Here is a 14527-nt window from a genome sequence, read left to right on the forward strand (position 1 = left end):
CCCAGCTGGATGCCGGGGCTGCGAACGAGACCCCCGACAGGCCTGATCGGTAAAAGACTACCTGGTCGGATGTGGTGAAGACCCGGTGAATCGTGACGATCAGCCGGATGCCGGGAGGGCGCGCAGCGATTCGAGGAGTTCGGTGCGGAAAAACGAGAGGAAGCCGTCGGGGTCGGGTCCGGCATTCATGAACACGAGATGGTCGTAGCCGGCGTCGGCGTGAGTGCGTGCGAGGTCGAGGTAGGCCTCGGGCTCACTGCCGCACACGAAGTTCTCGAGCATGTCTTCGCGACGCACCGTCTCGGTCGCCGCGGCGAAGTTCACCGGATTGGGAAGTTCGCTCATCACCTTCCATCCTGTGACACCCCACCGGTTGGTGCGCAGCGCCGCATCCGCGGCGTCGTCCGCATTCGGTGCCCACGCCACCGACATCTCCGCGTAGCGTGGCCCGGTTCCGCCGGCGCTCCGATACGTCTCGACCAGCTCGGACGACGGTTCGGTCGTGAAGAGCCCGTCCCCGTACTCGGCGGCCAGGCGTGCAGCGTCGGGTCCGCCCGCGGCGACGACGATGTCGGGCAACACCTCCGGGAGGTCGAAGACGCGTGCCTCGTCGAGCTGGAGGTACTCACCGTCGTAGCTGTGATAGCCGCCCGACCACAGCAGCCGGATGATCTCCAGCGACTCCCGGAACATCACCTGACGATGCCGGATGGACGGGTACTCCAGGCCCACGACATGCTCGTTGAGACGTTCACCCGAACCCACGCCGAGACTGAACCGGCCGTCGGACAACAGAGAGACCGTCGCGGCTGCCTGCGCGATGATCGCCGGGTGGTACCGGATGGTCGGGCACGTCACGCCGGTGGCGAGCCCGACGGTGTCGGTGCGTGCTGCGATCGCGCCGAGCACCGACCAGGCGAACGGCGAATGCCCCTGCACGTCGAGCCACGGATGGTAGTGGTCGCTGATCTCGACGAAATCGAAGCCCGCGGCTTCCGCGGCGACTGCTTGCCGTACCAGTTCGGCGGGACCGAAGGCTTCGGCGGCGAGTTTGTACCCGAACTTCATGCGCACTCCTCGTAGGAACGGATCGGAGGACTCACCGAGTACCCGAGCGGCAGGCCGGGAAACGGTGTGAGACAACCAGCGCGCGGGCACGTCTCCCATGCCCCGTCTCGTGCAGGTCGCCGTTGCGGGGCGCCGGTAGGAGATGTCGTGGGATGATCCGCGGACCATTCGTTCGGGGTTCGGGGGCCGGTGTGCAGGGTGAGGTGCATCGTCGGAGAGCGACGACGGCGGTTGCCGTCACCGTCGCGTCCGTGCTGTGTTTCGTGCTCGCGGCGTGCGCGACCGTGGTTGCCGGTACCTCTCCGGTGCCACCTCCCCGCGAGCCGGATCGCATCGAACCCAACACCTACAGCCAGCCGGTCTCCGCCGCGGACAAGGTGGCGCTCGAACTCGCCGAGCGCCTCCGTCGCCTGGACCCGTGTGCGCTGATGCCCGAAGCGGTTGTCGGGAAATACGGCGAACTACGCAGGTTCGGGCCGGAGAAAGGTTTCGATACGTGCACCGCCGTCGTGCGCCGGCCGGGGGACCGGCAACGCGATCTGTCGATCACTCTGGATCTGTCGGCGCCGCCCCGTGGTGAGGAGGATCGGGCCGTCCGATTCGGCGGCGCCGAGATCGAGCGTCTTCGAGTTGTCGGTGACTCCACCGCCGAGTGCACCCGGTGGTTCGCGCTCGACCTGCCCGTCACCGCCTTCGTCGACGGTGATCCGCCGGTGCGGACCGCGGCGGTGCACGTGGTCGAGCACTTCCGGCCCGGTGTCGTTCCGGAGACCGGCACCGCGTGCGAGGCGGCCGACGAGACACACGATGTTGCCGTCGACGGACTCCGGGCACTCCCGGCCCGCCCCACGAGAGGTCCGGGAAGGATCCGTCTCGCCGCTGCCGACCCGTGCGAGGTCGTCGGATTGTTCGCACCCGAGAATCTCATCCAGTGGTCGGTGGACGCCGACCCGTACCGCTGCGACTACTCGGTGCTGTTGCCCGGCGGTGGTGCCCAGACCTGGAGCGTGCGGTTCGGGCTCGAACCCGAGGGGGCACCGGTTGCGGGCCCGGACCGCGAGGGGACATCCGTGGCGGGCCGCAGCATCGTCCTCCGGCGCGACGGCGACCTGTGCACGGCAGCCACACCGGTGGAGGACGCCGTCGACACCGACCGGGTGGCCGCGCGCACGGGCGGGCGCACCGTACCGACGGTCGCCGTGTCCAGTGCCGGCACCGACTGCAGTCGTCTGGCGCCGTTGGTAGCGGAACTCGCCGACCTCGCGCTGACGTGACCGGTCACGTGCGGGTCGTGAGCAGGAACGTGAGATAGACGCCGTAGGTCGCGATGAACAGCGCACCCTCGGCGCGCGACAGCCGCCGGCCCGTGAGAAACGCAGGGATGCACAGAAATGCGACCGCAGCCATCAGCGGCAGGTCGACTCGGACGATCTCGTCGGGCACCGTCACCCCCCCGGGGGTCGCCAGCACGGTCGCGCCCAGGATGAACACGATGTTGTAGACGCTGGAACCGAGAAGGTTGCCGATCGCGATGTCGCGCTCGTTGCGAATCGTGGACACGATCGTGGTCACCAGTTCCGGTGCGGACGTACCGATCGCGACGACGGTCAACCCGATCACCGTGTCCGAGACGCCGAGGGCCTGCGCGGACGCGACCGCGGCGTCGACGAGGATGTCCGCACCGAGTACGACGATAGCGATCCCGCCGAGCAGCATCGCCACCTCGGTGAGGGTCGCGCCGAGTCGCCAGGGGACGGGGTCGGGGGAGAACTCGTCGGCGTATTCCAGACGGACGGCGGCGGCTTCGGCTCGGCCGGCGCGGATAACGAGAACGGTATACAGCAGTCCGAACGCGATGAGACCGGCACCTTCGAGCGGTGAGATCAGGCCGTCCGCGGACGTCGCCCACAACAGGAGCGCGGCCGCGGTGATGGCAGGAAGGTCGATGCGGAGCGTCTGTGTGCCCAGGTGGATCGTGCGGACGAGCGCACTGAGTCCCAAGATCAGCAGCAGGTTGACGATGTTGGTGCCGACGATGGTGCCGAGCGCGAGACCCGCGTTTCCCGTTGCGGCGGATTCGATTCCCACCGCCAGTTCGGGTGCGCTCGTGCCGAGGGCCACGACAGTCACCCCGATCACGATCGGAGTGATGCCGAGCCGGGCTGCGAGTCGCGAACCACCGCGCACCAGCACCTCGGCCCCGACCACGAGAACGACCAGGCCGGTGACGAGACCGAGGACAGAATTCATCGGTCGAAGGGTAACGCGCAGACGGGCGGGTGGCTTCCTGTCCGCACTCGGGTTACTTCGACGTCGCGCTCAGGCGAGCCTTCTCCAGCGCGGCGAGAGTGCGCAGGACGGTGGCCTTCTGCTTCTCGAGATCACTGCGACGTGCTCGGGCGGCGAGACCGCTCTGCTCGGCGACGCGCGCGAGTTGCGCGTCGATCGACGTGAGCTGGTCGAGCAACGCGAGAGCGCGAGTCTGAATCTCGTCGATATCGACCGCACCGCTTTTCACCGGTGCCGGGGCCTTCGCCGACGACGACGAGGGACGGGCGCTGCCGGCGGTGGAAGAGGACGACGAGGAAGCGGAGGCGCGCTTGGTGGCAGGCTTGCCCTCGGCGACGACGGCGGCCGCACGTGGGCGCAGCGCCTTCCTGACAAGCTCGGGATCGGGCTGGTGTTCGAGCCGGATCTCGTTGAGTACGCGACGGGAATCGCGGGCACCGACGCGATGCTCGTATTCCTCGTCGTCATCCGACTGGAGCGTTCCTCCGATAGGACGCAGACCGTACATGCCCATGAAACGACGGGCTTCCTCGATCACCGCTTCGTGGTGTCGGCAAGTCGCGCATCGGGGTTCGTTGCGGTATTCCTCGACCGAATCGGTGCCGCCACACCAGACGCACGCCCCGGGAGACCACCGTCGCGAGGTTCGGATTGTCGCGTTTTCGGTGGGGGCCTCGAGAGTCTGCGCGTCGATCACGAGGAGCAACTTTAGGTCAGGGCCCCACCGGTGCGGCACCCCGGTCCGGCGTGACCTGCGACGGAGCCGACCGGAAGTGACGAAGATCATCACGCTCCAGGTTTAGAGGCAAACCATTGCGGCACACTGCAATTCCATACCGGGTGGTCTGCAGGTCACGAAGCGGTCGCCGAGGTCAGCCACTCCACCAACGGCCGGAACGCGCGCCAGGAGTTGCGGACCTCGTCGAGGGTGCGCGTGCTGTCGATCCACGGAGGAGAGACGTCGCTGCGACCGGCGTTCAGTGACCGGTGCCGCAGCAGGTCGAGACGCGGATGATCGGGGTCGACACCGCGCGGTCGCGTCTTCAACGTCGAACCACCGATCTCGTACCCGCCGCGCCGCAGTCGCCGGAGAATCTTGCCGAGTTCGGTTCCACGTCGTTCGTCGTCGACGGCTGCGCGGTACGCCGCGACCTGTGCGGGCGTCCCCGAATAGAACCCACCGGCCACCGTCAGGCCCGCCGCGTCGATCTGGACGTAGTAGCCGACACCCGGACCGGTCGCGACGAAGCCACCCTGATGGGTCTTGTACGGGGTCTTGTCGTTGCTGAACCGGACGTCCCGGTACGGCCGGAACACCTTGCCCGGCCCGAATTCCTGCTCGAGATCGGCGAGCAGAGCAAGCATCGGGCCGCGCACGCAGTCGTCGTAGACGGCCTTGTGCGCGGCCCAGAACGGTTTGCTGTTGTCGGCCTCGAGATCCTCGTAGAAGTCGAGAGCCGCGGTCGGGAAACCGGTGAACATCGAGGAGCGCCTTTCGGTCCGTGCGGCCCGGGAGTCACCACCTCGTGGTGCAGTTTCTAGGCGACGCCGTTGAACAGCGAAGTCACCGAACCGTTCTCGAACACCTCGCGGATGGTCTGTGCCAGCAGCGGCGCGATCGTCAGCACGGTCAGCGAGTCGAACTGCTTCTCCGGCGGGATGGGCAGCGTGTTGGTGACGATGACTTCCTTGGCACCGCACGCCGCGAGGCGCTCGGCGGCCGGGTCGGAGAGCACACCGTGGGTCGCGGCGATGATGACGTCGCCGGCACCGGCCTCCTTGAGGACGCGAACCGCTCCGGCGATGGTGCCACCGGTGTCGATCATGTCGTCGATCAGGATGCAGGTACGACCCTCCACGTCACCGACCACACGGTTCGACTTGACCTGGTTCGGGACGAGCGGGTCGCGGGTCTTGTGGATGAACGCGAGCGGTGCGCCGCCGAGGGTGTCGGCCCACTTCTCGGCGACCCGGACACGACCGGAGTCGGGGGAGACGACCGCGATGTTGTCGACGCCGTACTTGCCACGGATGTACTCCGCCAGCTGACCCTGCGCATGCATGTGATCGACGGGGCCGTCGAAGAAGCCCTGGATCTGGTCGGTGTGCAGGTCGACGGTAATGATGCGGTCCGCACCCGCGGTCTTGAGCAGATCCGCGATCAGGCGAGCCGAGATGGGCTCACGTCCGCGGTGCTTCTTGTCCTGCCGCGCGTACGGGTAGAAGGGCAGGATCGCGGTGATGCGCTTCGCGGAACCGCGCTTGAGGGCGTCGATCATGATGAGCTGTTCCATGACCCACTGGTTGAGCGGGAACGGGTGGCTCTGGAGCACGAACGCGTCGGAGCCTCGCACCGACTCGTCGAACCGGACGAAGATCTCGCCGTTGGCGAAGTCACGTGCCGTCTGCGGGGTGAGAGGTACACCCAGTTCCTTGGCGACCTGCTCGGCCAGCTCGGGATGCGCCCGGCCGGCGAAGAGCATCAAGTTCTTCTGGTTGTCGATCCAATTGGTCACTGGTCCTGGCCGTCCTTTTGCCGATCGTGGTCGTGCTGCTGCTGTGCTCTCGATGCTGCCTCGGCAGCGGCGGTTCCGGCGCGGTTTCGCTGGACCCACCCGTCAATATTGCGCTGTGGCGCGCCCGACACTGCCAGCGCCCCCGGTGGGACGTCGCGACGGAGCACCGTTCCGGCACCGGTGTAGGCACCGTCACCCACCGTCACCGGGGCCACGAACATGGTGTCCGAGCCGGTCCGTACATGGGATCCGACCACGGTGCGGTACTTCTCGACGCCGTCGTAGTTGACGAACACACTCGACGCGCCGATGTTGGAGTGCTCGCCGATCTCCGCATCCCCGACGTACGTCAGGTGCGGCACCTTGGAATGGGAACCGATCTGGGCGTTCTTCGTCTCGACGAATGCGCCGAGCTTGCCGTTCGCGCCCAGTTCGGTGCCCGGACGCAGGTAGGTGAACGGTCCCACGGTCGCCCCGGCGCCGATCACCGAGCCGGTCCCGTGGGTACGGATGACAGACGCGCCGGCACCTACCTGCACGTCGGTCAGTGTCGTGTCCGGTCCGATGACCGCGTCCTCGGCGACCACGGTGCGGCCGTGCAGCTGGACACCGGGATGGAGGGTGACATCCGTGCCGAGCACGACGTCGATGTCGACCCAGGTGGACGCCGGATCGACGACGGTCACGCCGTCGCGCATCCACTGCGTGAGCACCCGGCGGTTCAGCTCGGCGGTCAGCGCTGCGAGCTGGACCCGGTCGTTCACTCCGGCGACCTGGACCGAGTCCTCGGTGTGCAGTCCGCGGACCGCGAGCCCCTCACGGTGTGCGATCTCGACGACGTCGGTGAGGTACAGCTCGCCCTGGGCGTTGTCGGTGTCGAGACTGCCGAGCGCCGACCGCAGACGGGCCGCGTCGAACGCGTACACGCCGGTGTTCACCTCGACGATGGCCCGCTGGCGGAGGGTGGCGTCTTTCTCTTCGACGATCGCCGCGACGTCACCGTCGGTGGTCCGCACGATGCGTCCGTAGCCGGTGGGGTCGGGCACCGTAGTCGTGAGGACCGTGACCGCGGCGGAATCCGGTTCCGTGTGCGTCTCGAGCAACTCGCGCAGCGTCTCGGGCGAGAGCAGAGGTACGTCGGCGGCGGTGACCAGCACTGTCCCGGCGAAGTCGGAGGGCAGTTCGGCGAGTCCGCATGCGACGGCATGGCCGGTTCCGCGCTGCTCTTCCTGCACCGCGATGCGCACCTCGTGACCCGTGTCCTCGGCGAACTCGGCCACCGCGGCGCCGACCCGGTCGCGTTCGTGCCCGATCACGGTGACGAGGTGTCCGGGCTCCAGTGCGCTCGCCGCCCGAAGGGAATGAGCGAGCATCGAGCGCCCGCCGAGACTGTGCAGAACCTTCGGGGTCTTCGACCGCATCCGGGTTCCTGCTCCGGCTGCCAGGACAATGATCGCGGTCTGCACCTGCATGTAGCTCCCTCGACAAGGTCTGCATACGCACGGAATTGCCGCGTGCGCACGGGAGCGCGACGGCTCCCCGAAAACGGTCCCCGCTCCGCCGCCAGGACTCGAACCTGAACTATCTGAACCAAAATCAGAGGTGCTGCCGATTACACCACGGCGGACTGCCACACCCCCGGCGCGCGGCGCACTCCGGGCATGCGTCCCTGATCCTCGCACGGGAGGCGCGCGGCGTCGAACGTGGGGGGTGATCTGCTCGTTGTCGATAGTCTGGGCGGCGACCGACCCCGAGTGATGCCCCGACGTGGTGCGTCGGAAAGGACGAACCGTGTCACGATCGTCGCAGGACCGTACGGAGCAGGCCAGTCGGAAAAGCACCGAGCGCGCGCCCCGGATCCGGATGACCGGAACGCAGCGGCGCGAGCAACTCATCGAGATCGGACGCGCTTTGTTCGCCGAACGTGGTTACGACGGCGCGTCGATCGAAGAGATCGCGCAGCGGGCCCAGGTGTCCAAGCCTGTCGTGTACGAGCACTTCGGAGGTAAGGAAGGGCTCTACGCGGTGGTGGTGGACCGCGAGATGACGGTGCTGATGTCGATGGTGACCGAGAGCCTGACCCGGAACCGCTCACGAGTGCGGGTCGAGCGTGCTGCCCTCGCGCTCCTCACCTATATCGAGGAGCGCACCGACGGGTTCCGCATCCTCGTGCGTGACTCGCCGGTCGCCGCGGAGGAAGGCACCTACTCGAGTCTCCTCAACGAGGCGATGCGCCAGGTCGGCCAGTTGCTCGCCGGCGACTTCTCCCGGAGAGGACTCAATCCGGAACTCGCGCCTCTGTACGCGCAGGCCCTGGTAGGGATGGTCGCCACGACGGCGACCTGGTGGCTGGACGAACGGACGCCGTCGAAGGAAGTTGTCGCAGCGCACCTCGTCAACCTGTGCTGGAACGGGCTGACCCGTCTCGAAGCAGACCCGGCGCTCGGAAACGAGCATCTCGGCACGTAGTCGTTCTGTTTCGAGGCGCTGCAACGCATTGGGAACAGGATAATCGGTGTTACGGTGGTCTTCACAGGAGTGCACGACCGACGCCCAGTGGCGAACGAAGAATCGGGGTCTCTGTGGGACGGCAGGTACGCGCTGAAGTGACGCGCGAGGCGGTACTACGAGGAGCCGCCGAGGTATTCGTGCGGGAAGGCTACGCCAACGCGAGCCTGAACGAGATCATCGAAGAGGCGGGTGTCACCAAAGGCGCCCTGTACTTCCACTTCGGTTCCAAGGAAGAACTCGCTCGCGGCGTGATCGACGCCGGGTACGCCCGGATGGCCGCGGAAACTGCCGTGAAGACCGACCGGCGCGCGCCGGCGCTGGAAGCAGCCATCGAACTGTCGGTGCTGAACGTCGACCTCGCCGAAACCGATCCGGTGGTCCGCGCGATGTTCCGCCTGCTCGTCGAAATCGGCGACTACCGCGGTGCGGAAGAACGCCCCTTCGACGTCTGGCTCGAAGAGTTGAAGGAACTCACCAGGCGCGCAGGCGACGAAGGCGACCTGGCCGAGCACGTCGACACCGACGCGTTCGCGTTGCTGCTGATGGAAGCCGGTATCGGTGCGCGCACCGTGGGAGCGGCGATGAGCGGCACCAAGCATCTGACCGAGCGGATCGAGGCGATGTGGAGCCTGCTGCTGCCGTCGGTGGTTCCGCCGAGCAAACTCGAGTACTTCCGCCAGTTCGCGGCCCGCAGACTGCGGTTGCAGTCCTGAACGCGGTGGCCGCAGTGCGTCCACGGCTCCGGCCGGCCCGGATGGTCGTTGCATTCCCTCCGTCGTGCTGACAGCATCGCCGCCGTGACGTTCGGACCGTTCGATGCGCGCCAGGCGCCGGGAGAACTGGCACGTCTGCTCGACGAGCTCGGCCCGGACACTGCCGTCACGATCGGGCTGGTGCCCGCATTGCTGACCATCGCGCAGGTCGCCGACGTCCTCGGATGCTCGCGGCGCTACGCCGCCCGTTTGGTGGACACCGGCGCGCTACCCGCGGAATTCCACGGCCTGCATCGCCGGGTGCCCCGGACCGAGGTCCTCGCGCTCGGCGAACGCCACACCAGGATCCGCACCGAGGTGCTCGACAACCTCGCCGATCTCACCCGCCGCGAAGGCATGTACGAGAAGTTCTGACGCCCGACGAAGGGAGAGCGGTGCCGATCCGAGTCGTCCTCGACGCGACGGTCCTGGCGAACGCGCGGGTCCGGGATGTCGCACTCGCTTTCGCGGAAGACGGTTTGTACCAGCCGTATTGGAGCGACGGCATCATCGCGGAGGCCGATCACCGGCTGCCGGAACACCTCGCCCGACCTACCCGCGACTACCTGTTCGCCGAACTCGACCGCGCGTTCCCGGACGCGCGGGTGACCTGGCCCACCCCGGTCCTGCGTGAAGTGCCGTACGTGATCGACCCGAGAGAAACGCACGTCACCTCCGTGGCGCTGCTCTGTCATGCGGACGCCGTGGTCACTGCCGACGCTGTGACCGCGCGGGCACTCGAACGATCCGGCGTCGAAGCGTGGACCCGCGACGCGTTCGTCACATTCGCGCTCGACGCCGACCCCGCGCGGGCACAGCGGTCGCTGCTGCGGATGGTGCGCCGGCGGTGGCTCGAGCCGGGAACCGAGGCGAATCCGAGCGACGCGGATCTGCTGGTGCGGCTCGCAGTGTGGGCACGTTCGGCGCTGGGCGACAACAGTGCCGATCTGCTCCGCGGCTACGCGGCAGCGACGTGAGCGTGCCGAGGGTGATCCCTGTTGCCCGCTCGGTCCTGACGCAGATCCCGCGCGAGGCATAGACTCGATAAGGTTCTCGTCTCAAACTCAGGAGCGCTTTCCTTGTCTGCTGTGCCCCCGGTCGCCACCCCCTTGTCCGGATTGGCGCGGATCGCGCTGTCGGACTCCCAGTTCCAGAGGATCGGTGAACTGGTCGGCACTGCCGAGCAGTCGCTGGTCGCGCCGTCCGCGGTTCGCCCCTTCGTTGCCGCAGCCCTCGCGGAGAAGACCCCGGTACTCGTGGTCACCGCGACCGGCCGCGAGGCCGACGACCTGACGGCCGAACTCGCTCAGATGGTCGGGGACAGCGTCGCGCAGTTCCCGTCCTGGGAGACCCTGCCGCACGAGCGTCTGTCGCCGAGCGCCGACACGGTGGGCCGGCGACTCGAGGTGCTGCGTCGGCTCGCGCGCCCGGACGATCGGGATCTCGGCCCGGAGCTGCGGATCGTCGTCGCCACCGTGCGTTCCCTGGTGCAGCCCATGGCGCCCGGACTCGGAGAAATCGAGCCCATCACGCTGCGTCTCGGTTCCGAGCACGACTTCGACGAGCTCGTCGCGCGGCTCGCCGAACTCGCGTACACACGCGTCGACATGGTGGGCAAGCGCGGAGAATTCGCGGTGCGCGGTGGCATCCTCGATGTGTTCCCGCCCACAGCGGACCATCCCGTGCGCATCGAATTCTGGGGCGACGAGGTCACGGAACTGCGGCCGTTCTCGGTTGCCGACCAGCGTTCCATCCCCGAACTGGAGATCACGACCCTCATCGCACCGCCGTGCCGGGAGCTTCTGCTCACCGACGCGGTCAAGGAGCGCGCCGCGAAACTCGCCGCGGAAAACCCGGCCGACGCCGCGCTCGCCGAGATGTTCGAGAAGATGGCCGGCGGAATCCCGGTCGAGGGCATGGAAGCGCTGCTGCCCGTGCTGCAGCCGGGAGAACTCCAGCTGCTCACCGACGTCGTCCCGCGCGGCACCCACGTCCTGCTGTGCGATCCGGAGAAGGTGCGCACCCGCGCAACCGACCTGGTGCGCACCGGCCAGGAATTCCTCGAGGCGTCGTGGACCGCTGCGTCGATCGGCGGGGCCGCGCCGCTGGACACGTCGAACATCAACGGGGTCGACGGGAACACACTCGACCTCGCGGCGTCGGCATACAGGTCCCTGCGACAGGTGCGCGAAGCTGCGCAGGCCCAGGGCACACCGTGGTGGTCGCTGAGCCAGCTCGAGTCGGGTGCGGATACCGAGACCGTCCTCGCGGTGCAGTCGGCACCCGAGATCCGCGGTTCCGAGGAACTGCTGTCGATGCTGTTCGCGAACCTGCGCGCCCACGTCACCACCGGCGGACGTGCCGCGATCGTGGTGGCCGGCACCGGCACGGGTCAACGCGTGCTCGAGCGGCTGAAGGAGAACGAGGTCCCCGCGGCCGAACTCGAACCCGGCGCGGAACCGGTGCGGGGACAGGTCGGCGTCCTCCGCGGTGCGCTGCACGAGGGTCTCGTCCTCACCGGCAACGGCGACAACGTGGTGCCGGGACTGGTCCTCGTGACCGAGGCCGACCTCACCGGCAACCGGGTGGTGACGGAGGCGCGTAAGACGCCGGTCAAGCGCCGCAACCAGGTCGATCCTCTGGCGCTGACCGCGGGCGACTACGTGGTCCACGACCAGCACGGCATCGGCCGGTTCGTCGAGATGGTCGAACGCACCATCGGCGGAGCCCGTCGCGAGTACCTGGTGATCGAGTACGCGCCGAGCAAGCGTGGCCAGCCGGGCGACCGCCTTTTCGTGCCGATGGAATCGCTCGATCAGCTCTCGCGCTATGTGGGCGGGGAACTCCCGTCGATCAGCAAGCTCGGTGGCTCGGACTGGGCGAACACGAAACGTAAGGCGCGCAAGGCTGTCCGTGAGATCGCGGGTGAGCTGGTGCGGTTGTACGCGGCACGGCAGGCCTCGCCCGGCCACGCCTTCGGCCCGGACACTCCCTGGCAGAAGGAGATGGAGGACGCGTTCCCCTTCACCGAGACCCAGGATCAGCTCACGGTGATCTCCGAGGTCAAAAGCGACATGGAGAAGCCCGTACCGATGGACCGGGTGGTCATCGGCGACGTGGGGTACGGCAAGACCGAAATAGCGGTCCGGGCTGCGTTCAAGGCCGTCCAGGACGGCAAGCAGGTCGCGGTGCTCGTGCCGACGACCCTGCTTGCCCAGCAGCATCTGCAGACCTTCACCGAACGGATGGCGGCCTTCCCGGTCGTGGTGAAGGGGCTGAGCCGGTTCACCGACGCCGCCGAATCCCGCGAGACCCTCGCGGGCATGGAGGACGGCACCGTCGACATCGTCGTCGGCACACATCGCTTGCTGCAGACGGGTATCCGCTGGAAGGACCTCGGCCTCGTCGTGGTCGACGAGGAACAGCGGTTCGGCGTCGAGCACAAGGAGCACATCAAGGCGCTGCGCACCCACGTCGACGTCCTGACCATGTCCGCCACGCCGATTCCGCGCACGCTCGAGATGAGCATGGCCGGCATCCGCGAGATGTCGACGATCCTCACTCCGCCGGAGGAACGGCACCCGATTCTGACCTACGTGGGTGGTTACAACGACAAGCAGGTGGCCGCTGCGATCCGGCGCGAACTGCTGCGCGACGGCCAGGTGTTCTACGTCCACAACCGCGTCAGCTCGATCGACAAGGCCGCCAAGAAGATCCGCGATCTCGTCCCCGAGGCGCGCGTGGCGGTCGCGCACGGGCAGATGAACGAGGACACTCTGGAAAAGACCGTGCAGGGCTTCTGGGAACGTGACTTCGACGTACTCGTGTGCACGACGATCGTCGAGACGGGCCTGGACATCCCGAACGCCAACACACTCATCGTCGAGCGAGCGGATTCGCTCGGGCTGTCGCAGCTGCACCAGTTGCGCGGTCGTGTCGGGCGGTCGCGCGAACGTGGGTACGCGTATTTCCTCTATCCGCAGGAGAAGCCGCTCACGGAGACTGCGTACGACCGGCTCGCGACGATCTCCCAGAACTCCGATCTCGGTGCGGGCATGGCCGTGGCGATGAAGGACCTCGAAATCCGCGGCGCGGGCAATGTGCTCGGCGCCGAACAATCGGGTCATGTCGCGGGGGTCGGATTCGATCTCTACGTGCGGCTGGTGGGTGAGGCTGTCGAGGCATTCCGCGCTGCTGCCGACGGCCGCCCGATCTCGACGGACGAAGCGCCCAAGGAGGTACGCATCGACCTGCCCGTCGACGCGCACATCCCGTCCGATTACGTCACCTCCGACCGGCTCCGTCTCGAGGCATACCGGAAACTCGCTGCCGCGAACGACGACAACGCCATCGACACGGTCATCGACGAACTCGTCGATCGGTACGGCCCGATGCCGGAGGAGGTCCGGAGGCTCGTGTCGGTCGCGAAGCTGCGCCTGCTGTGCCGGGAGTACGGCCTCGACGAGGTCACCGTGGTCGGCTCGCAACTCAAGATCGGTTCGCTCGAATTGCCGGACTCGAAGCAGATGCGGCTCAAGCGGCTGTACCCGTCCGCGCAGTACCGGCCGACGAGCGGCACCGTGCAGTTGCCGATCCCGCGCACGGGCGGTATCGGTTCGGATCGTGTCCGCGACGTCGAACTGCTCCAGTTCATCGCGGACTTCCTCCTCGCGATGGACGGAAAGCCCCAGGGCTCGGTGGACATCAGCGCCCCGGTATCGGTGGGCGTGTGAGTACGGAGATGACCGGGCCGGGTGACATGCTGCGCGAAGCAGCGGAGGTGATGGACCGGCTGTGGGCGTTCGGGGGATGGGAGGTCACCCAGACCCACGAGTCGCTGCGCCGGTATCTCGTCGAAGAGACCTACGAGGTGCTCGACGCGATCGAGTCCGGTGACCCGGATTCCCTACGGGAGGAACTCGGCGACCTGCTGCTGCAGGTGCTCTTCCATTCACGGATCGCCGAGGAGTCCGGAGCTTTCACAGTCGACGACGTCGCCGCGACGCTCGTTGCCAAGCTCGCGGCGCGCAGCCCTCACTTGTCCAACGGCCATACCGGGCCGCTGGATGTCGCGGAGCAGGAAGCCGCGTGGGAGGTCGCGAAGAGAGCTGAGAAGGCCCGCGAGTCGTGCCTCGACGGGATCGCCATGGCACAGCCGAGCCTGGCGCTGGTCGACAAGGTGCTCGAACGCGCGCGACGCGCCGGATTCCCCGACGAGCTGATACCCGACGAGCTGAGAACGGTCCGGATCGACGATTCGGGTGACACCGAGGCGGCGTTGCGAGGCGTCGTGCTGCGGTTCGCCGATGCGATCCGGACGGCCGAGCGGTCGGCGGGAGCCGGGCCGCACGACGCCGAAACATGGAAGCGTCACTGGAGAGGCTGACCGGC

The 14527-nt window shown here is 67.6% G+C and carries 13 protein-coding genes and 1 tRNA gene; 7 read left to right on the forward strand and 7 right to left on the reverse strand.

What is annotated here, in order from left to right; genetic code table 11:
* Nucleotides 1-99: 99 nt before the first annotated feature.
* Entirely contained in the window at nucleotides 100-1068 is a 969-nt protein-coding gene (locus tag HF877_RS12530; RefSeq protein WP_169621506.1) for a TIGR03557 family F420-dependent LLM class oxidoreductase, read from the reverse strand.
* Nucleotides 1069-1220: 152 nt separating this feature from the next.
* Between HF877_RS12530 and HF877_RS12535 the strand changes: the two genes are divergently transcribed.
* Entirely contained in the window at nucleotides 1221-2342 is a 1122-nt protein-coding gene (locus HF877_RS12535) for a hypothetical protein (protein ID WP_169621507.1), read from the forward strand.
* Between the two features lie 4 nt (nucleotides 2343-2346).
* Here the strand turns inward: HF877_RS12535 and HF877_RS12540 are convergent, their stop codons facing one another.
* The 6 genes from HF877_RS12540 to HF877_RS12565 form a co-directional block, all read right to left on the reverse strand.
* Nucleotides 2347-3318: a calcium/sodium antiporter gene (locus tag HF877_RS12540; protein ID WP_169621508.1), complete on the reverse strand. Its 972-nt coding sequence runs from the start codon at nucleotides 3316-3318 to the stop codon at nucleotides 2347-2349.
* A gap of 52 nt (nucleotides 3319-3370) precedes the next feature.
* The gene (locus HF877_RS12545) at nucleotides 3371-4054 is read right to left on the reverse strand and encodes a hypothetical protein (protein WP_169621509.1); all 684 of its coding nucleotides are present in this window, start codon (nucleotides 4052-4054) and stop codon (nucleotides 3371-3373) included.
* A gap of 155 nt (nucleotides 4055-4209) precedes the next feature.
* Nucleotides 4210-4839, reverse strand: coding sequence for a DUF2461 domain-containing protein (locus HF877_RS12550; RefSeq protein WP_169621510.1), 630 nt, complete (start codon nucleotides 4837-4839; stop codon nucleotides 4210-4212).
* A gap of 56 nt (nucleotides 4840-4895) precedes the next feature.
* Nucleotides 4896-5873, reverse strand: coding sequence for a ribose-phosphate diphosphokinase (locus HF877_RS12555; RefSeq protein WP_169621511.1), 978 nt, complete (start codon nucleotides 5871-5873; stop codon nucleotides 4896-4898).
* Nucleotides 5870-7345: a bifunctional UDP-N-acetylglucosamine diphosphorylase/glucosamine-1-phosphate N-acetyltransferase GlmU gene (glmU, locus tag HF877_RS12560; protein WP_169621512.1), complete on the reverse strand. Its 1476-nt coding sequence runs from the start codon at nucleotides 7343-7345 to the stop codon at nucleotides 5870-5872. The genes HF877_RS12555 and glmU overlap by 4 nt, the downstream gene beginning before the upstream one ends.
* Nucleotides 7346-7428: 83 nt before the next feature.
* Nucleotides 7429-7500: transfer RNA gene (locus HF877_RS12565), tRNA-Gln, on the reverse strand.
* A 236-nt stretch (nucleotides 7501-7736) separates the two neighbouring features.
* Here HF877_RS12565 and HF877_RS12570 point away from each other — a divergent pair.
* The 6 genes from HF877_RS12570 to HF877_RS12595 all read left to right on the forward strand — a co-directional run bounded on the left by HF877_RS12570 (nucleotide 7737) and on the right by HF877_RS12595 (nucleotide 14522).
* Entirely contained in the window at nucleotides 7737-8342 is a 606-nt protein-coding gene (locus tag HF877_RS12570; protein ID WP_169621513.1) for a TetR/AcrR family transcriptional regulator, read from the forward strand.
* Nucleotides 8343-8455: 113 nt separating this feature from the next.
* Nucleotides 8456-9097 carry a ScbR family autoregulator-binding transcription factor gene (locus HF877_RS12575; RefSeq protein ID WP_169621514.1) on the forward strand — a complete coding sequence of 214 codons (642 nt, stop codon included), beginning with the start codon at nucleotides 8456-8458 and terminating at the stop codon, nucleotides 9095-9097.
* A gap of 84 nt (nucleotides 9098-9181) precedes the next feature.
* Nucleotides 9182-9511 carry a helix-turn-helix domain-containing protein gene (locus HF877_RS12580; protein ID WP_169621515.1) on the forward strand — a complete coding sequence of 110 codons (330 nt, stop codon included), beginning with the start codon at nucleotides 9182-9184 and terminating at the stop codon, nucleotides 9509-9511.
* Nucleotides 9512-9531: 20 nt separating this feature from the next.
* Nucleotides 9532-10113, forward strand: coding sequence for a PIN domain-containing protein (locus HF877_RS12585; protein ID WP_169621516.1), 582 nt, complete (start codon nucleotides 9532-9534; stop codon nucleotides 10111-10113).
* Nucleotides 10114-10215: 102 nt separating this feature from the next.
* Entirely contained in the window at nucleotides 10216-13869 is a 3654-nt protein-coding gene (gene mfd, locus HF877_RS12590) for a transcription-repair coupling factor (RefSeq protein WP_169621517.1), read from the forward strand.
* A gap of 8 nt (nucleotides 13870-13877) precedes the next feature.
* The gene (locus HF877_RS12595) at nucleotides 13878-14522 is read left to right on the forward strand and encodes a MazG family protein (RefSeq protein WP_169621703.1); all 645 of its coding nucleotides are present in this window, start codon (nucleotides 13878-13880) and stop codon (nucleotides 14520-14522) included.
* Nucleotides 14523-14527: the final 5 nt, after the last annotated feature.

Source organism: Rhodococcus sp. BL-253-APC-6A1W (assembly GCF_012843405.1).
GTDB lineage: Bacteria > Actinomycetota > Actinomycetes > Mycobacteriales > Mycobacteriaceae > Rhodococcus.

Bases quoted from the DNA above. Each gene is read 5' to 3' on its own strand.
- HF877_RS12530 (WP_169621506.1), bottom strand. From the start codon at position 1,068: ATGAAGTTCGGGTACAAACTCGCCGCCGAAGCCTTCGGTCCCGCCGAA.
- HF877_RS12535 (WP_169621507.1), top strand. From the start codon at position 1,221: ATGATCCGCGGACCATTCGTTCGGGGTTCGGGGGCCGGTGTGCAGGGT.
- HF877_RS12540 (WP_169621508.1), bottom strand. From the start codon at position 3,318: ATGAATTCTGTCCTCGGTCTCGTCACCGGCCTGGTCGTTCTCGTGGTC.
- HF877_RS12550 (WP_169621510.1), bottom strand. From the start codon at position 4,839: ATGTTCACCGGTTTCCCGACCGCGGCTCTCGACTTCTACGAGGATCTC.
- glmU (WP_169621512.1), bottom strand. From the start codon at position 7,345: ATGCAGGTGCAGACCGCGATCATTGTCCTGGCAGCCGGAGCAGGAACC.
- HF877_RS12570 (WP_169621513.1), top strand. From the start codon at position 7,737: ATGACCGGAACGCAGCGGCGCGAGCAACTCATCGAGATCGGACGCGCT.
- HF877_RS12595 (WP_169621703.1), top strand. From the start codon at position 13,878: ATGACCGGGCCGGGTGACATGCTGCGCGAAGCAGCGGAGGTGATGGAC.